The 16,425-nt window shown below is 48.8% G+C and carries 11 protein-coding genes; 1 reads left to right on the top strand and 10 read right to left on the bottom strand.

Annotated elements, in window-relative coordinates; all coding sequences use genetic code 11:
* Positions 1-28: 28 nt before the first annotated feature.
* Positions 29-934: an AraC family transcriptional regulator gene (locus BMZ56_RS20185; RefSeq protein ID WP_090629993.1), complete on the top strand. Its 906-nt coding sequence runs from the start codon at positions 29-31 to the stop codon at positions 932-934.
* Here the strand turns inward: BMZ56_RS20185 and BMZ56_RS20180 are convergent.
* From BMZ56_RS20180 to BMZ56_RS20135, 10 genes are all read right to left on the bottom strand, one after another.
* Positions 925-1,770 carry a fumarylacetoacetate hydrolase family protein gene (locus tag BMZ56_RS20180; protein ID WP_090629991.1) on the bottom strand — a complete coding sequence of 282 codons (846 nt, stop codon included), beginning with the start codon at positions 1,768-1,770 and terminating at the stop codon, positions 925-927. The two genes, BMZ56_RS20185 and BMZ56_RS20180, sit on opposite strands and share 10 nt — an antisense overlap.
* Positions 1,771-1,788: 18 nt before the next feature.
* Positions 1,789-3,441 (bottom strand): UxaA family hydrolase, encoded by a 1,653-nt coding sequence (locus BMZ56_RS20175; protein ID WP_090629989.1) that lies wholly within the window; start codon positions 3,439-3,441, stop codon positions 1,789-1,791.
* A gap of 11 nt (positions 3,442-3,452) precedes the next feature.
* Complete coding sequence (locus BMZ56_RS20170) at positions 3,453-4,967, bottom strand: aldehyde dehydrogenase (NADP(+)) (RefSeq protein ID WP_090629986.1); 1,515 nt, start codon at positions 4,965-4,967, stop codon at positions 3,453-3,455.
* Positions 4,968-5,091: 124 nt separating this feature from the next.
* Positions 5,092-6,117 (bottom strand): nucleoside hydrolase, encoded by a 1,026-nt coding sequence (locus BMZ56_RS20165; RefSeq protein ID WP_090629983.1) that lies wholly within the window; start codon positions 6,115-6,117, stop codon positions 5,092-5,094.
* 205 nt (positions 6,118-6,322) lie between these two features.
* Positions 6,323-8,131: an arylsulfatase gene (locus BMZ56_RS20160; RefSeq protein WP_090629982.1), complete on the bottom strand. Its 1,809-nt coding sequence runs from the start codon at positions 8,129-8,131 to the stop codon at positions 6,323-6,325.
* Between the two features lie 21 nt (positions 8,132-8,152).
* Complete coding sequence (locus BMZ56_RS20155) at positions 8,153-9,703, bottom strand: ADP-ribosylglycohydrolase family protein (protein ID WP_090629979.1); 1,551 nt, start codon at positions 9,701-9,703, stop codon at positions 8,153-8,155.
* 25 nt (positions 9,704-9,728) lie between these two features.
* Positions 9,729-11,306 carry a sulfatase gene (locus BMZ56_RS20150; RefSeq protein ID WP_090629977.1) on the bottom strand — a complete coding sequence of 526 codons (1,578 nt, stop codon included), beginning with the start codon at positions 11,304-11,306 and terminating at the stop codon, positions 9,729-9,731.
* Entirely contained in the window at positions 11,303-12,880 is a 1,578-nt protein-coding gene (locus BMZ56_RS20145) for a sulfatase family protein (protein ID WP_090629973.1), read from the bottom strand. Before BMZ56_RS20145 ends, BMZ56_RS20150 begins: the two co-directional genes overlap by 4 nt.
* Before the next feature lies 1 nt (position 12,881).
* Positions 12,882-14,450 (bottom strand): hypothetical protein, encoded by a 1,569-nt coding sequence (locus BMZ56_RS20140; RefSeq protein ID WP_218146631.1) that lies wholly within the window; start codon positions 14,448-14,450, stop codon positions 12,882-12,884.
* A gap of 5 nt (positions 14,451-14,455) precedes the next feature.
* Positions 14,456-16,267, bottom strand: a complete 1,812-nt coding sequence (locus tag BMZ56_RS20135) for a DUF4838 domain-containing protein (RefSeq protein WP_177195231.1) — start codon at positions 16,265-16,267, stop codon at positions 14,456-14,458.
* Positions 16,268-16,425 lie beyond the last annotated feature (158 nt).

Genomic DNA, 16,425 nt, shown 5'->3' with positions numbered 1-16,425 from the left:
TCCAGATCTATCCTAATTTAATGTAAATTTGGTAAAATTTATTCAGCATTCCAACGTGAAACCCATCCTCCGGAAAATCGATACAGGTGCCGATTATTCGTTCAGCATACGGGAAGATATTCATCCGTATTTGTATCATCATTGGCACTACCACCCGGAGGTTGAGCTTACCCTGATCCGCCGGGGGAAGGGCATGCGGCTGGTCGGCGACAGCATGCAACCGTTTGAAGACGGCGACCTGATCCTTCTCGGTGCCAATGTGCCACACCTGTGGCGCAGTGATGCCAGTTACTTTGAACCCTCGTCCGATTTAGTCATTGAAGCCGTCGCTATTCATTTCAAAGGCGATTTCTGGGGTGAGGCTTTTTTGGCACTACCGGAGATGGTCCCCGTAAAAAAACTAATGGAGCGCGCGCAACATGGAATAAAAATCAAGGGCAATATGCGAACCTATATCGCAAAAAAAATGGAGGAAATTATCCACACACAGGGGATTGCCCGCGTTGAACAGCTGCTTCATATACTCAACGGCATCGCTACGTCGGAAGAATACGAATTATTGTCCAGTACCGGATTTGTCCAAACCTTTAATGCCAGCAATACAGACCGGATCGATCAGATTTTCAACTACACATTCACCCATTTCAAAGAGCCGCTATCCATTCACAAAGTAGCATCAGCCGTGAACCTTAGTCCCCATTCCTTCTGCAGGTATTTCAAAACCCGTACGTTGAAAACCTATTGGCAGTTCCTGTTGGAAGTGCGCATCGGTCATGCCTGCAAACTACTGATTGAAAATAGACGCAATATTTCCGATATCGCCTTTGAATCCGGTTTCAACAACCTATCGAATTTTAACCGCCAGTTTAAATCGGTGATGCGACTTACCCCGCTTCAGTATGTAAAAGCCTACACAGCCAATCCTCAATTGTAGCCTACGACGTTGCTCAACGTACCGATGGAGTCGATGGCAATATCGACTTTATCTCCCGGAGCCAACGTAAAATCAGTGGGAGGAACCAAGCAGGTACCCGTCATCAGATAGCTTCCATACCTAAATTGACATTCGCGGTATAGGAAAGCCGCCAGCTCTCCCAACGGGCGTTTGATCCGATTGATCTGCACCGAATCGCTGAACATCACCTTGCCCGCCCTTGAGATCTGCATCGCAATGGTCGTTTCGGGGTCAATCGGCAGTTCCGGCACGTAAAGACAGGGACCCAGTGACGCACTTCGGTCATATACTTTTGCTTGCGGAAGATACAGCGCATTTTCCCCTTCGATGCTCCGAGAACTCATATCATTTCCTATGGTATATCCCTGAATACTTCCCGCCGAATTAATGAAAAGTGTCAGTTCCGGTTCAGGAACATCCCACGCCGAGTCCTTGCGGATACTCACTGGCTGACCATGACCCGCTACCCGATGTGGCAACGCTTTGAAAAACAGTTCAGGCCGCTCGGCATGGTAGACCTTATCGTATAAGTCGGCTCCGCCCGACTCTTTAGCCTCTTCCATCCGGGCTTCCATGCTTCGGAAATACGTTACTCCGGCAGCCCACACCTCCTGGTTTCCGATCGGGGGCAACACTTCGTTGGCGATCCATGCCTTGGCATCCCCCTCTTGTACCGCGCGCGCTGATTTCAACTGATCGTTGAGGTAATCGTAAAGCCGGTCCCGGTTGATGAGTTGATCCCAATCTTGATCGACCTGATAATAACCGCCTGCTGCATGGAGCAAGACACTTCGCATAGTTTTGTATAGCTTCATAACAATCGATTAGTTCTTTTAAAGCGAAATTCCTCGTTTCCAGGGGATGAAATCGTCGTGTCCGCCTGCCTCTGCTTTGGCCATTGACCCGCCACTTGCTATCTGGATCACGTGCTCCAAAATCCGCTCTCCTGCCTCTTCAATCGTCTCTTCTCCTCGGATCACCGGTCCGGCATCGAGATCGATGATGTCTTTCATCTTCTCGTACAGCGTGGTGTTTGTCGAAACCTTCACCACAGGCGCGATCGGATTTCCCGTCGGCGTGCCCAACCCGGTGGTAAACACCACCACCGTCGCACCGGATCCCACCTCTGCCGTAGTGGATTCAATATCGCTACCCGGTGTGCATAGTAACGTTAGCCCCGGTTTGCTTACTTTTTCGGGATAATCCAATACATCCTCCACAGGCGACGTCCCGCCCTTCTTGGCAGCACCTGCCGATTTAATGGCATCGGTGATCAAACCATCGCGGATATTACCCGCCGAGGGGTTGGAGTCAAATCCCGATCCCACGGCCTCTGCCCTATGTTGATACGTCTGCATCAGCTGTATAAATCTATCCGCGGTATCCTCATCTACACATCGATCGCTAAGCTCCTGCTCCACGCCACAGAGTTCTGGAAATTCGGAAAGGATCACCGATGCACCCAAGCTCACTAACACATCGGATACATAACCCAAGGCCGGATTCGCCGAAATTCCCGAAAACCCATCGGAACCGCCGCACTCCAAACCCAGACATAATTTGCTAAGTGGCGCAGGTTGACGCATGCATGTATTGGCAATCGCCAATCCGGCGAAGGTCTTGGTAATGGCATCACGCAACAACTCCGATTCATTACCGATCCGCTGTTGTTCCAGTAGGTATAAAGGTTTGCTGAAGTGTGCGTCACGGCGGGCAATCTCCGCTTCAAGCAATGGGATTTGGGCATTTTGGCATCCGAGGCTCAACACCGTTGCACCCGCTACGTTTGGGTGTGTGATGTAGCCGGCAAGCAATCCGCACAGCGTCCGTGCATCGTCTTTGGTTCCCCCGCAGCCGAGGGTATGGGTGAGCAGCTTGATGCCGTCAACGTTGCCGAATACGTTATCTTCCGGGGCATCGTACACGGTATCGACTATCGAAGGCTCCAATACATCGCCGTTACCTCCGTTGTGATACCGCTGTTTCAATGCCCGTACCAAACCACCGTAAGGAGATATTTCGCGCTGATAACCCAATTCTTTTACGAGGGTTTCATGAATAACGCTCACATTTTTATTTTCACAAAACACCAATGGAATGAGGAGCCAGTAGTTTCTCGTCCCCACCGATCCATCGGCCCGATGATACCCCATGAAGGTTCTCTCTTTCCATGGGGATACATCTGGCCGTAACCAATCTGTCTTTCGCTGACTCACGCGGTATTCACCGGATGCGTGGCGAATGTTTGAAGTCGAAATCAACATCCCCTTTCGGATGGGAACAACCGCCTTGCCTACCAACACGCCGTACATGATGATATCCGCATCTACCTCAAAATCTTTAATGGCATACTTATGTTTGGCCGGCACATCGTCCAATAGGCGAATCCGTTCGTTGTCTGCCTCTATCCATTCTCCTGTCGACAAGTCGGTCAATGCCACTTCCACGTTGTCGTGTGGATGTATCCGTAACGATCTGATAGCCATTACCTATTTTTTTAAAGTGATTTCCGGGTCAGTTCGCCATCCACTTTCCGCCAAATGCTGGATTCGTTACCGTCCCGCAGTTCAACAGGTAGTAACCGATCCGGATAATTCTGGTAACTCACCGGCCGTGTAAAACGGTAAATGGCCTGGGTTCCTACTGACGTGCTCCGGGCGTCCGTGGTAGCAGGAAAAGGTCCACCATGAACCATGGCGTGGCATACCTCCACCCCCGTAGGTGCTCCGTTGATGATCAATCTTCCTGCCTTGTGCTCCAATACCCGAAATAACGGCTCGAATGCATCGATATCCGTGTCGGTGCACCAAACTCCAGCTGTCAGCTGCCCATCCAATGCGTTTGCGATTTCCATCAGTTGCGCTTCATCTTCGGCAACCACGTGGATGGATGCCGGTCCGAAATACTCTTCCTGCAAGAATTCATTTCGAAGAAAATCGCTTCCACTGACACGGAAAGCCACCGGAACGGCAGCTTCAGCCAATTCCGAATTTTTACCTTCACCCATTAGGCTGAGCGCACCGATGGATTTTAAACGCTCCACCCCTGCTGAGTACGCCCTGTAGATGCCCGGCGTCAACATAGCGTGGCAGGTCTGTTCTTCCAACTGCGTTCCATAAATTGACAGGAAACGTTCCGTGTCGGGCGATTGCAACAGAACCATCAATCCCGGATTGGTGCAAAATTGCCCGGCCCCCAATGTATTAGACGCCGCCAAAGCTGTGGCGGTTGCCTCCGCATGAAGCTTCAATTGATCAGGCAGTAAAAAAACCGGGTTGATGCTTCCCATTTCAGCATAAACCGGAATCGGCACCTGTCTCTTTGCCGCTGCGTCGGACAACGCCTTGCCCCCCGCAAAAGAGCCTGTAAAGGCAACTGCCGCGATCGACGGATGAGTAACCACCTGTACGCCAACCTCCCTCGCCACCGTCAGCGAAGCGAATACACCATCCGGCATACCCGTTTCGCGGGCAGCCCTTTCGATGCAACCACTTACCAGCGAGGATGTCTGCGGATGCCCCTCATGGACTTTGTATACTACAGGGCACCCTGCGGCCAAAGCCGATATTGTATCACCCCCAGCCACCGAGAAAGCAAACGGGAAATTGCTTGCCCCGTACACACACACCGGGCCGATGGGCAGTTGCATTTGCCGGATATCCGGCTTCGGAAGCGGCATACGTTGTGGATTAGCCGTATCAATAATTGCATTTACCCACGATCCCTCCTCCAACACCCCGGCAAACAAGTTGATCTGGTTGATCGTCCGGTCGATCTCGCCACCAAGGCGCCCCTCTGGAAGGTGTGTCTCCCGGTGGCTGGCTTCAATCAGATCAGTCCGAATGGCATCAATTTCACGAGCAATTTGCCGTAAAAAGTCAATACGTTGCGATACAGCGGATTGCCTGTAGGGTTCAAACGCATCTTTCGCACGTTTTATATATGCTTCAACTTCGGCCCAATTCAATAAGGTGGGCGATCCGCTCTCATGTTTGTCTGTCCTCGTTGTCATCAGTTCTTGGTTAATTAACTGGATTATACGTTCTCAAAATATTAGGACAAAATAAGCCAACAATTCGGTGGTTTTCCAACAAATTGTTAGCGTATTTTGGTACTATATTGGCCTGACTACCGTACTAGTGACTTGGTGCCTGCAACATCAGTCCTTCGATTACTCCTGCAATGTGACTATACGGATATTTATGGCTGATGAAATAATGGCCGGCATCGACCGTCGGATCCCACGTATTTGAACCATCCTCCTGCACCGTGAATTTTCCCGGTCCGTTTACATAAAAGTAATCCTCTGGATTACGGACTGCAACCAATACTGCCGTTTGATCCCAGGAATTACGGTTGGTTTCTCCCTTCTCGGTGTACGTTTTAAGGTTGTAGGCATAGCCTTTGGTTACCGGATTATTTCCCGTTTGCTGGGCTACTTTACCTCCCGTAAAGATCTTGGCACCGATTTCGAATCCGCTGAACAATATCGGTTTCGGCCACCTGTTAATCGCATTTACAGATGCCGAAGCATGCTTGTTTACGTTGAATTCAGTACCCTCGGGAAATGTACCTGCCATCGCAACCAGCTGCTTAACTTTCGTATTAACGAGCGCTATACCGGTAAGTTCCGAATATTCGTCGGGTTGCGAATCTAACAATGCGCTGATATTTGACAAAAATCCCACGGTTACAACGGTCACGCTGTTGTCTGGTTGGCTAGCCAACACACGTCGGTAAACTGTTACTGCATCCGGATAATCTTTTGTCCGCACATCTGGTGCAAACGTATTGATCAACGTATCATTCCACCCATTCTCAGCGGTGAAGTCGGGCGCTCCTTGAACTGCTGCACCAATAGGCAAACTATCCCTGCCAAAATAACGGTTAAATACGGCTATTGTAGGTGCGATGGATGGATGTGCATCGCTGGCTACGGTTGCCAGTATTTCACATTCGCCACTATCCGCAAGTGCGTGCAATACAGAAATAGCACCTATGTCATCGTAATCCGGGCCTATATCGGTGTCAAAGATAATTTTCGGTGTAGAGCCAGCAAGATGCCTAGATTTTTCGTCTTCGCCCGTACAACTAACGGAAAAAGCGGCTGCCAGTATTGCAACAAGAATATAAGGGATGGTAAACCTTTTGGCTGTGTTCATTCTTTAGCTAATTGTTTTTACGCGTTTCATATTGCCTACCGAGCTGGCTCATATTTGTCATTTTCAAATAGTTGCTAAACTTAGATAAATTCACTTTTATATGCAATATAATCGCGTTGAATATAAAAGCGAGTTTATCGATCTGCTCGGCTGCCGCTGAGAGACAATTTTTATAGCGAAAATATAATAAAAGAAAATCATTCGTCTATTTTAATCGACTTACCCGCACATAATAGGCTCCGCATACGTTATTTTTATTTCTATCCTTAAAAAAGGCCTTCAGTAAATGTGGACCCTTCGTTAACGTTACTTTGGTATTTACAGTAACCGCGCCAGCCGCTGCGGAAGAGGTTATTCGTTCGCTATTATCCACCTGTACGCAACCATAAGTAATCGGCAGCGATTTACCTGTTCTCAAGGCAGTTCCTGCAATAGACTCCGACGGCCCATTTTGGGTAAGTTGACGTTCAAGGTGAAATGGCCATCTGCTCAATTCAAGCAAATAAGTACCCTGTTTTACTACGTCGATATGCCATTGTCCGCCGGTTTCGCCACCCGCACCATTGGCCACCGCCCATTGCGTGTTGACATCCCCTCCTTCCCAGAATCCGCAGCTTAATATTACGGAGTCTTCTTCTTCACTGCCAACAATAAGCGGCACGAACTCATCGATACCCGGCGCAACACCCGTCCACCAAGCGTCATAATAAGTTTTCATTTGTTCGACGACATCCGGATACTCTTTAGCTATATTTCTTTCCTGCCCCGGATCTTCATCGAGGTTATACAATTCATCTTTTCCTACCAAACGCCACGCATCCCAGACCACACAACCATCGTACTGTTGAGTCTTTGGGTAATTGCCATATTGAACCACAAACATGCGGCTACCGTGGTCGGCCATGGGGCGTTCAAGAACGGATACCAAGCTGATGCCATCAAATGGTGGATAGCCACTCGGCACACTGAAGTCAAAAAGATCGATAAATGTAGGCAGTAGGTCATGAATGGCTGTGGGATAACCAACCGTTGTCGGCCGGCCAAAACTGCCATTTGGCCACCGAATAAAACAAGCGGCACGGTGCCCACCATCATATACATCACCTTTCCATCCCCTCATGTCTGCATTGTACATCTCCAACCCCTTGGGTGCACCGTTGTCATTCATGAAGATGATAAGCGTATTTTCCTTTAACCTTTGCTGTTCGAGCCATGCATCTAGTTTCGCCATGTTTTCGTCGATGTTTTCGACCATACCGTAGATAGATGCCACCTTGTCATCGGCCACTTTCCCTAGGTAATGTTTCCGGTTTTTTTCAGGAGAATGAAAAGGTCCATGTGGGGCGTTCAATGCGAGGTAAGTAAAAAAGGGCTGTTGCTCCTTCGCCATTTCTCCCATCCAGGCCATTGCTTCATCAAACCATAGATCGGTACAGTATTTTTCAGCATAACACGTATCCAAGCTGTCCAAATACCGCGTTTGATAATAATCATTATCAAATTCCATCTCAGAAAGCAGGCCCCATCCCTTCGTCCAGACACATTTTTCAAAGCCTCGGTCCATTGGACGATCGGGATAAGCATCTCCCAAGTGCCATTTACCGAAAATGCCGGTACGATACCCATTGTCGGCAAATACTTCCGGCATTGTCAAAATATCCCGACGCATCAGGCCGCGTGCCGTAAGCACGGTGCTGGCTTTGTTACGCATCGCCTCCATTCCGCTCATCAACTGGCCTCTTGTGGGAGTGCACAGCGGGGCTACGTGAAAGTTGCTGAAACGGATGCTCTCGCCGTTCAATTTGTCCAGTGCCGGTGTTTTCAGTATCGGATTTCCATGACAGGAAAAATCGCCGTAGCCTTGGTCGTCCGATAGAATGACGATAACATTTGGCCGATGCGCCGATGTAGCCGACGTGTTTTCGACGTTTGTTTGCAGTGCAGCCCGTGCCCCATTTGGCGCACCCATACAGATTGCCGCTATAGTCACAAAGCTGGAGAACAGTTTACACATGTTGGATAAATGCTAGACTAACTAATGTTTATGCGGTGTATCCGAATAGATTAAATAATCCGTAGCACGTAGCTCATATCCTTGGGAATGGTCTTTGACTACAATTTTTACGGAATGCTTTCCTTTCGGCAACTGGTATTTCCAGAACAACTCCAATCGCCTCGTCACGAAATCCGTCGGGAACTTTGCCGTTTCGACTTCCTGGCCATCCACAAACAGCGTTGCTTCAAGAACTGCGTGCGGTAGATCATTCTGCCGTTTTACCGCATTTCCGCCGATCACGATACCTGTACCTTCGAATTCAAAGGTATGCTCACCGGCGGCGAGGTTCTTACCCCATTCTATCCGTTCAGTTGGATAGAGATTTTCGAACGCCTTTTCCAACCGGACCGGCTCGGGTTGCTGAACGGCAATCGTTACTTCTGTATCAGATACGGTGCCCCCGTTTCTTTTGATCATCTCCAGTGCATGCTTATACCCCGTTTCATATACTTTATTCAACGACATGGTGGTATATTTGAAGTCCAGATCTTCGGCTTCGGCCAATCCCAATTTCCATTGGTCAGGAATCTGGTCGTAGCCAATCATGGTACCTAGTATACCTGCTGCCGTAGCCGGATTACAATCCGAGTCCTGTCCCGCACGGGTAGCGATATCTAGGGTCTTTGCAAAATCACCACCTCCATACAGCAATCCCAAAAGTACATAGGCAGAATTAATCGTAGCGTCAATATTGAACGCACTGAATGTACCTTTCGGACAACCGATATCTTCTGACCAATTCCGCTGGATTTCGAACCATGTCTGTTTCCAGTCATCGGGATATTGATCGTGCCACTTAATCACATCGGCCATGCATTTGTAATAATTGCTTTCGACTGGAATGGTCTTTAGCGCTTCATGCACGACAAAATTTATATCGTCCGAAACGAAGGCCAAGGCGTACATGGCACCCACGTAAACACCTCCATACCATCCATCGCCGTAGTTCATAATATGACCGATTTTATCGCTGATAGCCGAAGCTGCATTAGGCATACCGGGCGACATCAGTCCTGCGAAATCAGCTTCAATCTGGTAATCGATATCATCTGCATGTGGATTGTTGAGCCAGTGACCGGATTCCGGAGCTTTCATTCCGTTCAATATATTGTACCTCGCTGCCTGATTGGCGTGCCAAAGGCTATATTCGGCATGGGCAAATGCATGTGCGAATGAATCTACGGGAGCATCCAGCCCCAGCCGCTCGAACACATCCACAAAAGTTAAATCCATATAGATATCATCGTATAGACCGGGGGTTTCCTCCATGGTCTTCTTGAGGTAACCATCGTACCAGGGAATCGGTTGATAGTCCTGAATAAATGTTCCGTTGTACTTAAATTCGGTGGGACCGCCATAGGTTACACCAATCGTTTGACCGGCCCATCCCCCCTTGATTTTGTCTTGAAGCACGTCAGTGGACAGCGTCTTTTCAGTGGGCAGATCATGTCCACCGGAAGGGTTCGTGGCCGTACAGCCCGACATCAGGGCAACCATGCAAATAGGCATCAAATTGGCTCTCTTTTTCATATCTGTTTGAGTTTATATACGAGTACTAGGGTTTATATGCTTCATTAGGCACCATCTTTTGGGCAGAAACGCGTTTCTGCCATGCCGCTAGCATGGATTGCAGTTCCGCCACTTTTTTGGGTTTTTCCGACGCAATATCGTGTTGTTCACCCATATCTTTGGCTAAATTAAAAAGTTGCACGGTACCGTTTTCAAAATAAGTAATCAACTTATAGTCACCATATCGGATGGCACCTCCTGGGCTTTGCAGGCCGTGGTTGCTGTAATGTGGGAAATGCCAGTAAAGTGGTGTGTCGGTTCGTCTGCGTTTATTTGCCAGTAAGTCTGTAAAGCTCTGGCCATCGACATGTTGCTCAGGAAGCAGCGGCAGATCCAACATATCCAGAATTGAAGGATAAAAATCCGTGTTAATAATAGGGGTTTCACAAACCATACCCTTCTTAGACACCTGTGGATTTTTCACAATTGCAGGTACTCGGATTCCTCCTTCATACAACCAGCCTTTGGCTCCCCGCAAGGGCAAGTTTGACGTAGAAAACTGTTTATCGACAGCCTCAGCAGGGATGTGCTTGGCAGGATTTCCAAAATTGGCCGCAGCCATTCCCCCATTATCGGAGGTAAAGATGATGATGGTTTTGTCATACAAATTCAACTCTTTTAGCTTCGCCACGATACGTCCTAGGCTTTCGTCCATACTTTCCACCATCGCCGCAAACTGAACATTGTCCTGACGTTGCTTGATTTTCACAATACGATTGGGCATCAGATCAAATCCTTGATAAGCCGGTTCTTCCAACATGCGATTCAGCTCGCTCCTCGAAAATGGTGAAACCGTATCCGGATTCGCTTCGAGGATGTAAGGCGGTGTTTGCACCTGTTCCAGTTTAGCAAGTTTGGCTTCATATTTCTTGACCAGATCCGGACGGCCCTGTATGGGATCGTGTACGGCGAAATGGGATAGGTACATAAAAAAAGGTGATTCTTGGTTATCTTCTATATATTCAACGGCCTTATCCGTCAGGTAGTCTGTAAGATAGCCTTCCTTTACGTTTTCCATACCTCCCAGCCGAAAGGGTGCATAGTAAGTCAGCGGCCAACCTTTATTCCAAGACGTAATCCGGTAGTCAAATCCATGGTCTAGGGGCGTTGATCCTTCCTCGCCCAAATGCCATTTGCCGATAATTGCCGTTTGGTACCCCTGTTCGTGTAACGCTTCCGCAATCGTTGTCTCTTCCAAGGGTAGATGTTGGTTGATTTCTGCATTCTTGAGCTTTTGGAACGGAAATTCCTTTCGCCCCGGCAACCAGTCCGTCAGGTTGAGGCGGGCCGGATATTTACCTGTAAGCATGCTGGCGCGGGAAGGCGAACATACATGGCAGGATGCATAGGCTTGTTCAAACTTGACCCCTTCCTTGGCCAATTGGTCAATATTCGGGGTTTCGTAAAAGTCGCTGCCATAGCAGCCTACGTCACTCCACCCCAAGTCATCTACCAGAAAGAAGATGACATTCATCCGATTGCCTGTCTGCTGGCGTTCCTGTGCCACACTGGTTAGGCGAATCGCTAAAAATACGATTAGCAAATAAAAGAGTCTGGTATTCATGGTAAAGTCTCCCGTTTATTATATTGTTCCACTTGATCAATTAGCTGCTGGATAGCCATCACGGTATCCGGATACTGGTTATATACATTGTGCTGTTCCTTGCTATCATCGATCATGTTATATAGGCTTCCTTTTTGGTGGCCATTGGCTTCGGCAATGTATTTCCATTCGCCCATTCGGGCAATGAGCGCTCCGCTCCTACCGGACGCCAATACCATGGATTGGCGGGGTTGGTCGGGTGATTGGCTCAACAAGTTAGTTAAAAAACTATAACTGTCTTGCCCGATCCCACCCTGATATCCGGTTAGCTCAGCCAGCGTAGCCATAACATCCGCATTACAAATCATATTGTCGTTCACATTGCCCGCCCGTATCTTTCCCGGCCAATGTACGATCAACGGGATGCGGTGTCCGCCCTCCCACGGTTCCGATTTGAACCCCCGAAACGGTCCGGCGGATGCATGGCCGTACGTATACCATCCTTTTTGCGCAATTTCGTTACCGTTCGGGTCGATGTGTTCCGGCACCTGCCCGTCAAAATAATCCAGGTAATATTTGTCCCCCAAATCCCTGTGATAGCGCTCCAGCGCGAACACCGGATCGCCGGGCACCGCGCCGTTGTCAGATGTGACGATCAGCAGGGTATTTTCAAATGCACCGTGCTGTTTCAATGCCTGGACAACTTCATTGACCACCCAGTCAAATTCCAGCACCATGTCACCGCGCAACCCCGCTTTGCTTTTCCCCTTCGTAAAGGTGGGAAGACACGGGCGGTGAACCGATGCGGTGGAGAAAATGAGCATCAATGGATTTTTGGTTACCGATGAAAAATGATGGTCGATGACTTTGACCGCTTGCTCGGTTAGATGCTGATCAAGCTTTTCCAATTCCCAATTGGGAGCACGCGGTTTAGCCTGGTCCGTGTCGTATACATATTCTTTTTCTACCGTCGGCGGCTGTACCACCCGGTCATTCTCGATGAAGACAAACGGGATCATGTTGTTGGATGCCGCAATGCCGTAGTAATAATCAAATCCACGCTGCGTTGGCCCCTGTTTCACGGGTTGTGAAAAGTCGATGTAATCCTGCGAGGTCCGTTCCCAGGTATCAAACACCTCCTTATCCGCATCGGCCGGCAGTCGATCGGCCAGCAGGGGCCATTCGAATCCCAAATGCCATTTGCCAATATAGGCCGTTTGGTAACCCTGTGCTTGCAACATGGTTCCCAGCGTTGTCCGTCCTTCTTCGATGAGCGGTTTGGCAAACCATTTGAGCACCCCTTTCTTCAGATGAGTACGCCAGGAATAACGCCCGGTCATTAAACTGTATCGCGATGGCGAACACAGGGAGGATGAGCTATGCGCATCCGTGAACCGCATCCCATGAGCGGCGAGACTATCAATGGCCGGGGTATACGTGCCGGTGGCACCGTAACAGCTCAAGTCGCCCCAGCCGAGATCATCGCCCATAATGATGACAATGTTAGGCAACTGTTCCTTGTCCTGCCCCAAAGCAGACGGCACAACGAGGTACCCAAGTAAAAACAATGTCAGCAGTCTGTTGAATTTGTTCATATCACTTAAATTCAGGGGTTATCAGATTGTCTACCTCCAAATCGGTTACTTCCAGCCAATTGGCTGGCGTAAGTTTCGTTCCGTTAAACTGGAAGTTATCAAAAACAAATCCATCAAACGGTTCGTCCGGATCATTTCCGACAATGGTGTTTCGGTATTCTGTGTCCATTGGCATTTTTACATCCCAGTTTTTAAGGTTCAATCCGTGGATGGTATTTGGACTGAACGGATCAGGCACAACGTTAAAGACGATGGGAATCGGAGTTTCCGTGGTCACGTCTTCGATGACCCAATCTTGCTGACTACCGGACTTGCCCGGCTCTTGATACCGGTTCCCTACGCAACTGAGCAAGGCCCGATTAAAACCCGGTTTGTTCCATTCGGCGCGCAGCACATCCACACCGCGGATGTGCACGTTGGTCGCGTTGGAGCCGCCCCACGCCATTTGGATGACTCCCCCGTTGTTCAGTTGCCATACCACACAGTCCGACCAGGTGATGTTGTTGCGGTATACTTTAATGGCATCGTCATTCGCCCAGATGAAGCAATCCGACACCGTAGAACCGGCATAGGCTGCAATCCCGTCGCAGTTATAGACCCATCCGCCGACGACCTTAGTCCATTTGACTGTATTATTCTGTCCGATTAACCGGACGGCAAAATACTTTGGATCGGCTACTACAATCCCGTCGATATGGATGTTATTACTTTGATTGATCGCCTCTATGCAATGGGACTCGCGGTATTTCAGTCTACCGGAAGAAAGGACACCCCTTCCGAAGATTTTCACGTTTGGATTCCCGTCCATGATTAACGCCCCGTATACCCAGGAGCCCGCTTCAAAGTAAATATTTTTTATATGCGGAGGGACACGATACACACCGATGTCATGCACGCCCTTCCTGAAGTAAACACCTGAATAGGAAGCGGGCACTGCATTGACTTGGGCGGCTGTAGCTTGATCTAAGAGCGCATAGCCCTCGGGATTGCTTCCCGGTGGATCTGTTTCCGGTGGATCTGCAAAAATAACCAAACCATTTTTATAGCCGTTTTCACCAATTTCTACCGAATACTGTCCCGGTTTGGTCAATGTAAACCGCACGGTGTTTCCCTCGACGGTGGCTGATACTCTATGCCGCGAAGGCCATACGCTAATGGTTTCTCCAACCGGTACTTTCTGCGGATCGACCACTTTCACCTCTACGGTAACGCTCCCCGAAAAGGAGAATTGAGTCCAGTTGATGCTGCGACCGGCAAAGATATCCAAGGGAAACCGGTCATTTTCCTGCATGTCCATATACCCCAAAGAGAATTCAGGACATGAATTTTGAAAAACGGTCATTTTTTGCTGTTCGTTTTCGCGAATGATCGTCACCTCATAGATTGTTGATTTTGGCACGCCCGGATATGCTTCGGTTTCCGTCGGTTCTTCCGGAAGATTTCCTTCATCATCCGGTAGGATATTATTTCGTTTACAGCCAGTGATACAGGCCATAGCCAATAGCATAACAACCGTCTGTTTGGCTACCTGAAGTAACCGACTTGCTGCGCTATGATAATTGATATTCATGGTGTCTATCGCGGGATAAATACCCCTGCATGCTTGTTTTCATTGATCGTTTGTTTCATCTCCCTCGCCACCCGATTGGCTTCTTCCACCGCACCGCGTGTACTCAGCAACTTCGTACGCGCGCTCGCCTTAGCATATCCTACCATAAGCGCTACACGTTTTAGGTGTCTACGCGTTATGAGGTCCAAATCCGGATTTGCCGTTGCCGCTTCGAGCTGCTCACCACATACCAGAAGGCGGGCAGTATACGCTTCATACGCTGCCATAGTTTTCGGTGCAGAAAAAGGAATATTACATCCAAATCGAACAATATCCTCCAGTTCCGTATAAATATCACCAACCAAATCTGCCGCTTCGCCATATAACGTCGTACAGTACCCCTGTATCAAGCTATCTACATGAATTCGCGGATTCCAAGCTAAGTTTCCCAATACATAGTGGTTCAATCCGAAAGTAAACCAATCGCCAGGTTCCGAGTAAACAGAAATTCCTTTAATACCAATGTCTCGATAATAAATAAGATCACGTTGCATATAGTGGGGAATCACATTGGGCAAGCTGCGCCAAGCATATTTCCGATAATAAGAATAAATGCTGATATCGCCACCGAAACTGTCCATCCAACGACGTAAACTTTCGTTGTAACGTTTGTTGTTTTCCGATTCTTGTTCATAAATCTGGTACTCGAACTGCTGATTAATTGGGCAGAAATCAAGCAGAACGCTGTTATCCAACGTGGTGTGTTGCGGAGGTTCCGTATAATGGTGATAAGCCAGGCATTCCAATTTTACATCGGGACATCTATTTTTCAGGTAGCTGGCCGTTTCGCTAACCAGCAAAGCATGTCTTTCTGTTACCGTTCCCAACGCCTCACAACGTTCACAGATACACCACTTTTCATTGTCCGGCGGCCAGAAATCAAAAATATCAATCTCAGGATGAGCATCCAGGTATTCACCAATGCGGTGATTCAGGTAGGCAACGGCCTCCGCATTGGATGTGCAGAACACAATATGTGGATCCGCCGAACGGTGTCCGTTCTGGTCCATTCCGAACCACTCCGGATGATCGGTGTATAACCGTCCATCTTCCATCCCTGCATGCAGGAAGTTCTGGTAGCCATGTCCGCCTACCTCAATGCCGATTCCGCGTTTTTTAAGCTCCGGAATCAGCTGTTGGCGCCAATTGTCCCATTGGGCACGACCGTGCCCCTGATAGTCAATAGGGGCAACCAGCACATTGAAACGGGCTTGTGGCATCCACCTAATCAACTGCAATAGGTTTTCAACGTTATGCGAAAGCCCTTCTTCGATATATAATTTTCGATAATTGAATGCCGGCTGTTCGATGATATCACCCGCATAGCGGTAGTCGAGCCGGGGTCGTACGGGCACATATTTATCCTTTCCTTCATAAAAGGTAAATTCAGGTGCTATCCAACGACACCCCAGTCTCGACAGAAAATCATACACGGCATACCAAATAGACCGTTCGGATCCCCCCAGCAAATAAATCGTATGCCCACGTTTTAGCAAGCCATAGGAATCATGGGTTAGCAAGGGAATATCGATCGCAGCAGGATGCTGTTTGATTGTGAGCGCTGTACCTACCACGATCGTGCGTCCGGTTAATCCGTCCGAATCCGCGAAAACCGCGCCGCTCAGCTGTGCGAGGTATTTCTTTAACTCTTCACTGGCCTCCGAAGCGATACGACTCGAATCCGCAGTGAAAATACGGTAGTTAGCGGCACCGTCGGATGCAAGCCGGATCGGCTGCGCTTTCAGTCCGAGGGCGCCGCTGCAAACAATCCACCCCATGAAAACGGCCTTTATTGTGATATCACGAAGCATCTCCATCGTTTCGTTATCAACAAACTACATTGTCAAGTAAACCCGGGCATTTCAGCCCGAGATTCTCACAGAACCGTGCGTAAGCGTCTCCGCTTACACGGCTCTTATTATCTAACCTTTTGTTA

Source organism: Parapedobacter indicus, from assembly GCF_900113765.1.
GTDB lineage: Bacteria > Bacteroidota > Bacteroidia > Sphingobacteriales > Sphingobacteriaceae > Parapedobacter > Parapedobacter indicus.
The sequence above is the reverse complement of the archived record's forward strand: the minus strand, read 5'-3'. Positions and strand labels throughout refer to the sequence as shown.

Coding starts and splice junctions, on each gene's coding strand:
- BMZ56_RS20180 (WP_090629991.1), bottom strand. CDS start 1,770: ATGAAGCTATACAAAACTATGCGAAGTGTCTTGCTCCATGCAGCAGGC.
- BMZ56_RS20175 (WP_090629989.1), bottom strand. CDS start 3,441: ATGGCTATCAGATCGTTACGGATACATCCACACGACAACGTGGAAGTG.
- BMZ56_RS20170 (WP_090629986.1), bottom strand. CDS start 4,967: ATGACAACGAGGACAGACAAACATGAGAGCGGATCGCCCACCTTATTG.
- BMZ56_RS20165 (WP_090629983.1), bottom strand. CDS start 6,117: ATGAACACAGCCAAAAGGTTTACCATCCCTTATATTCTTGTTGCAATA.
- BMZ56_RS20160 (WP_090629982.1), bottom strand. CDS start 8,131: ATGTGTAAACTGTTCTCCAGCTTTGTGACTATAGCGGCAATCTGTATG.
- BMZ56_RS20155 (WP_090629979.1), bottom strand. CDS start 9,703: ATGAAAAAGAGAGCCAATTTGATGCCTATTTGCATGGTTGCCCTGATG.
- BMZ56_RS20150 (WP_090629977.1), bottom strand. CDS start 11,306: ATGAATACCAGACTCTTTTATTTGCTAATCGTATTTTTAGCGATTCGC.
- BMZ56_RS20145 (WP_090629973.1), bottom strand. CDS start 12,880: ATGAACAAATTCAACAGACTGCTGACATTGTTTTTACTTGGGTACCTC.
- BMZ56_RS20140 (WP_218146631.1), bottom strand. CDS start 14,450: ATGAATATCAATTATCATAGCGCAGCAAGTCGGTTACTTCAGGTAGCC.
- BMZ56_RS20135 (WP_177195231.1), bottom strand. CDS start 16,267: ATGGGGTGGATTGTTTGCAGCGGCGCCCTCGGACTGAAAGCGCAGCCG.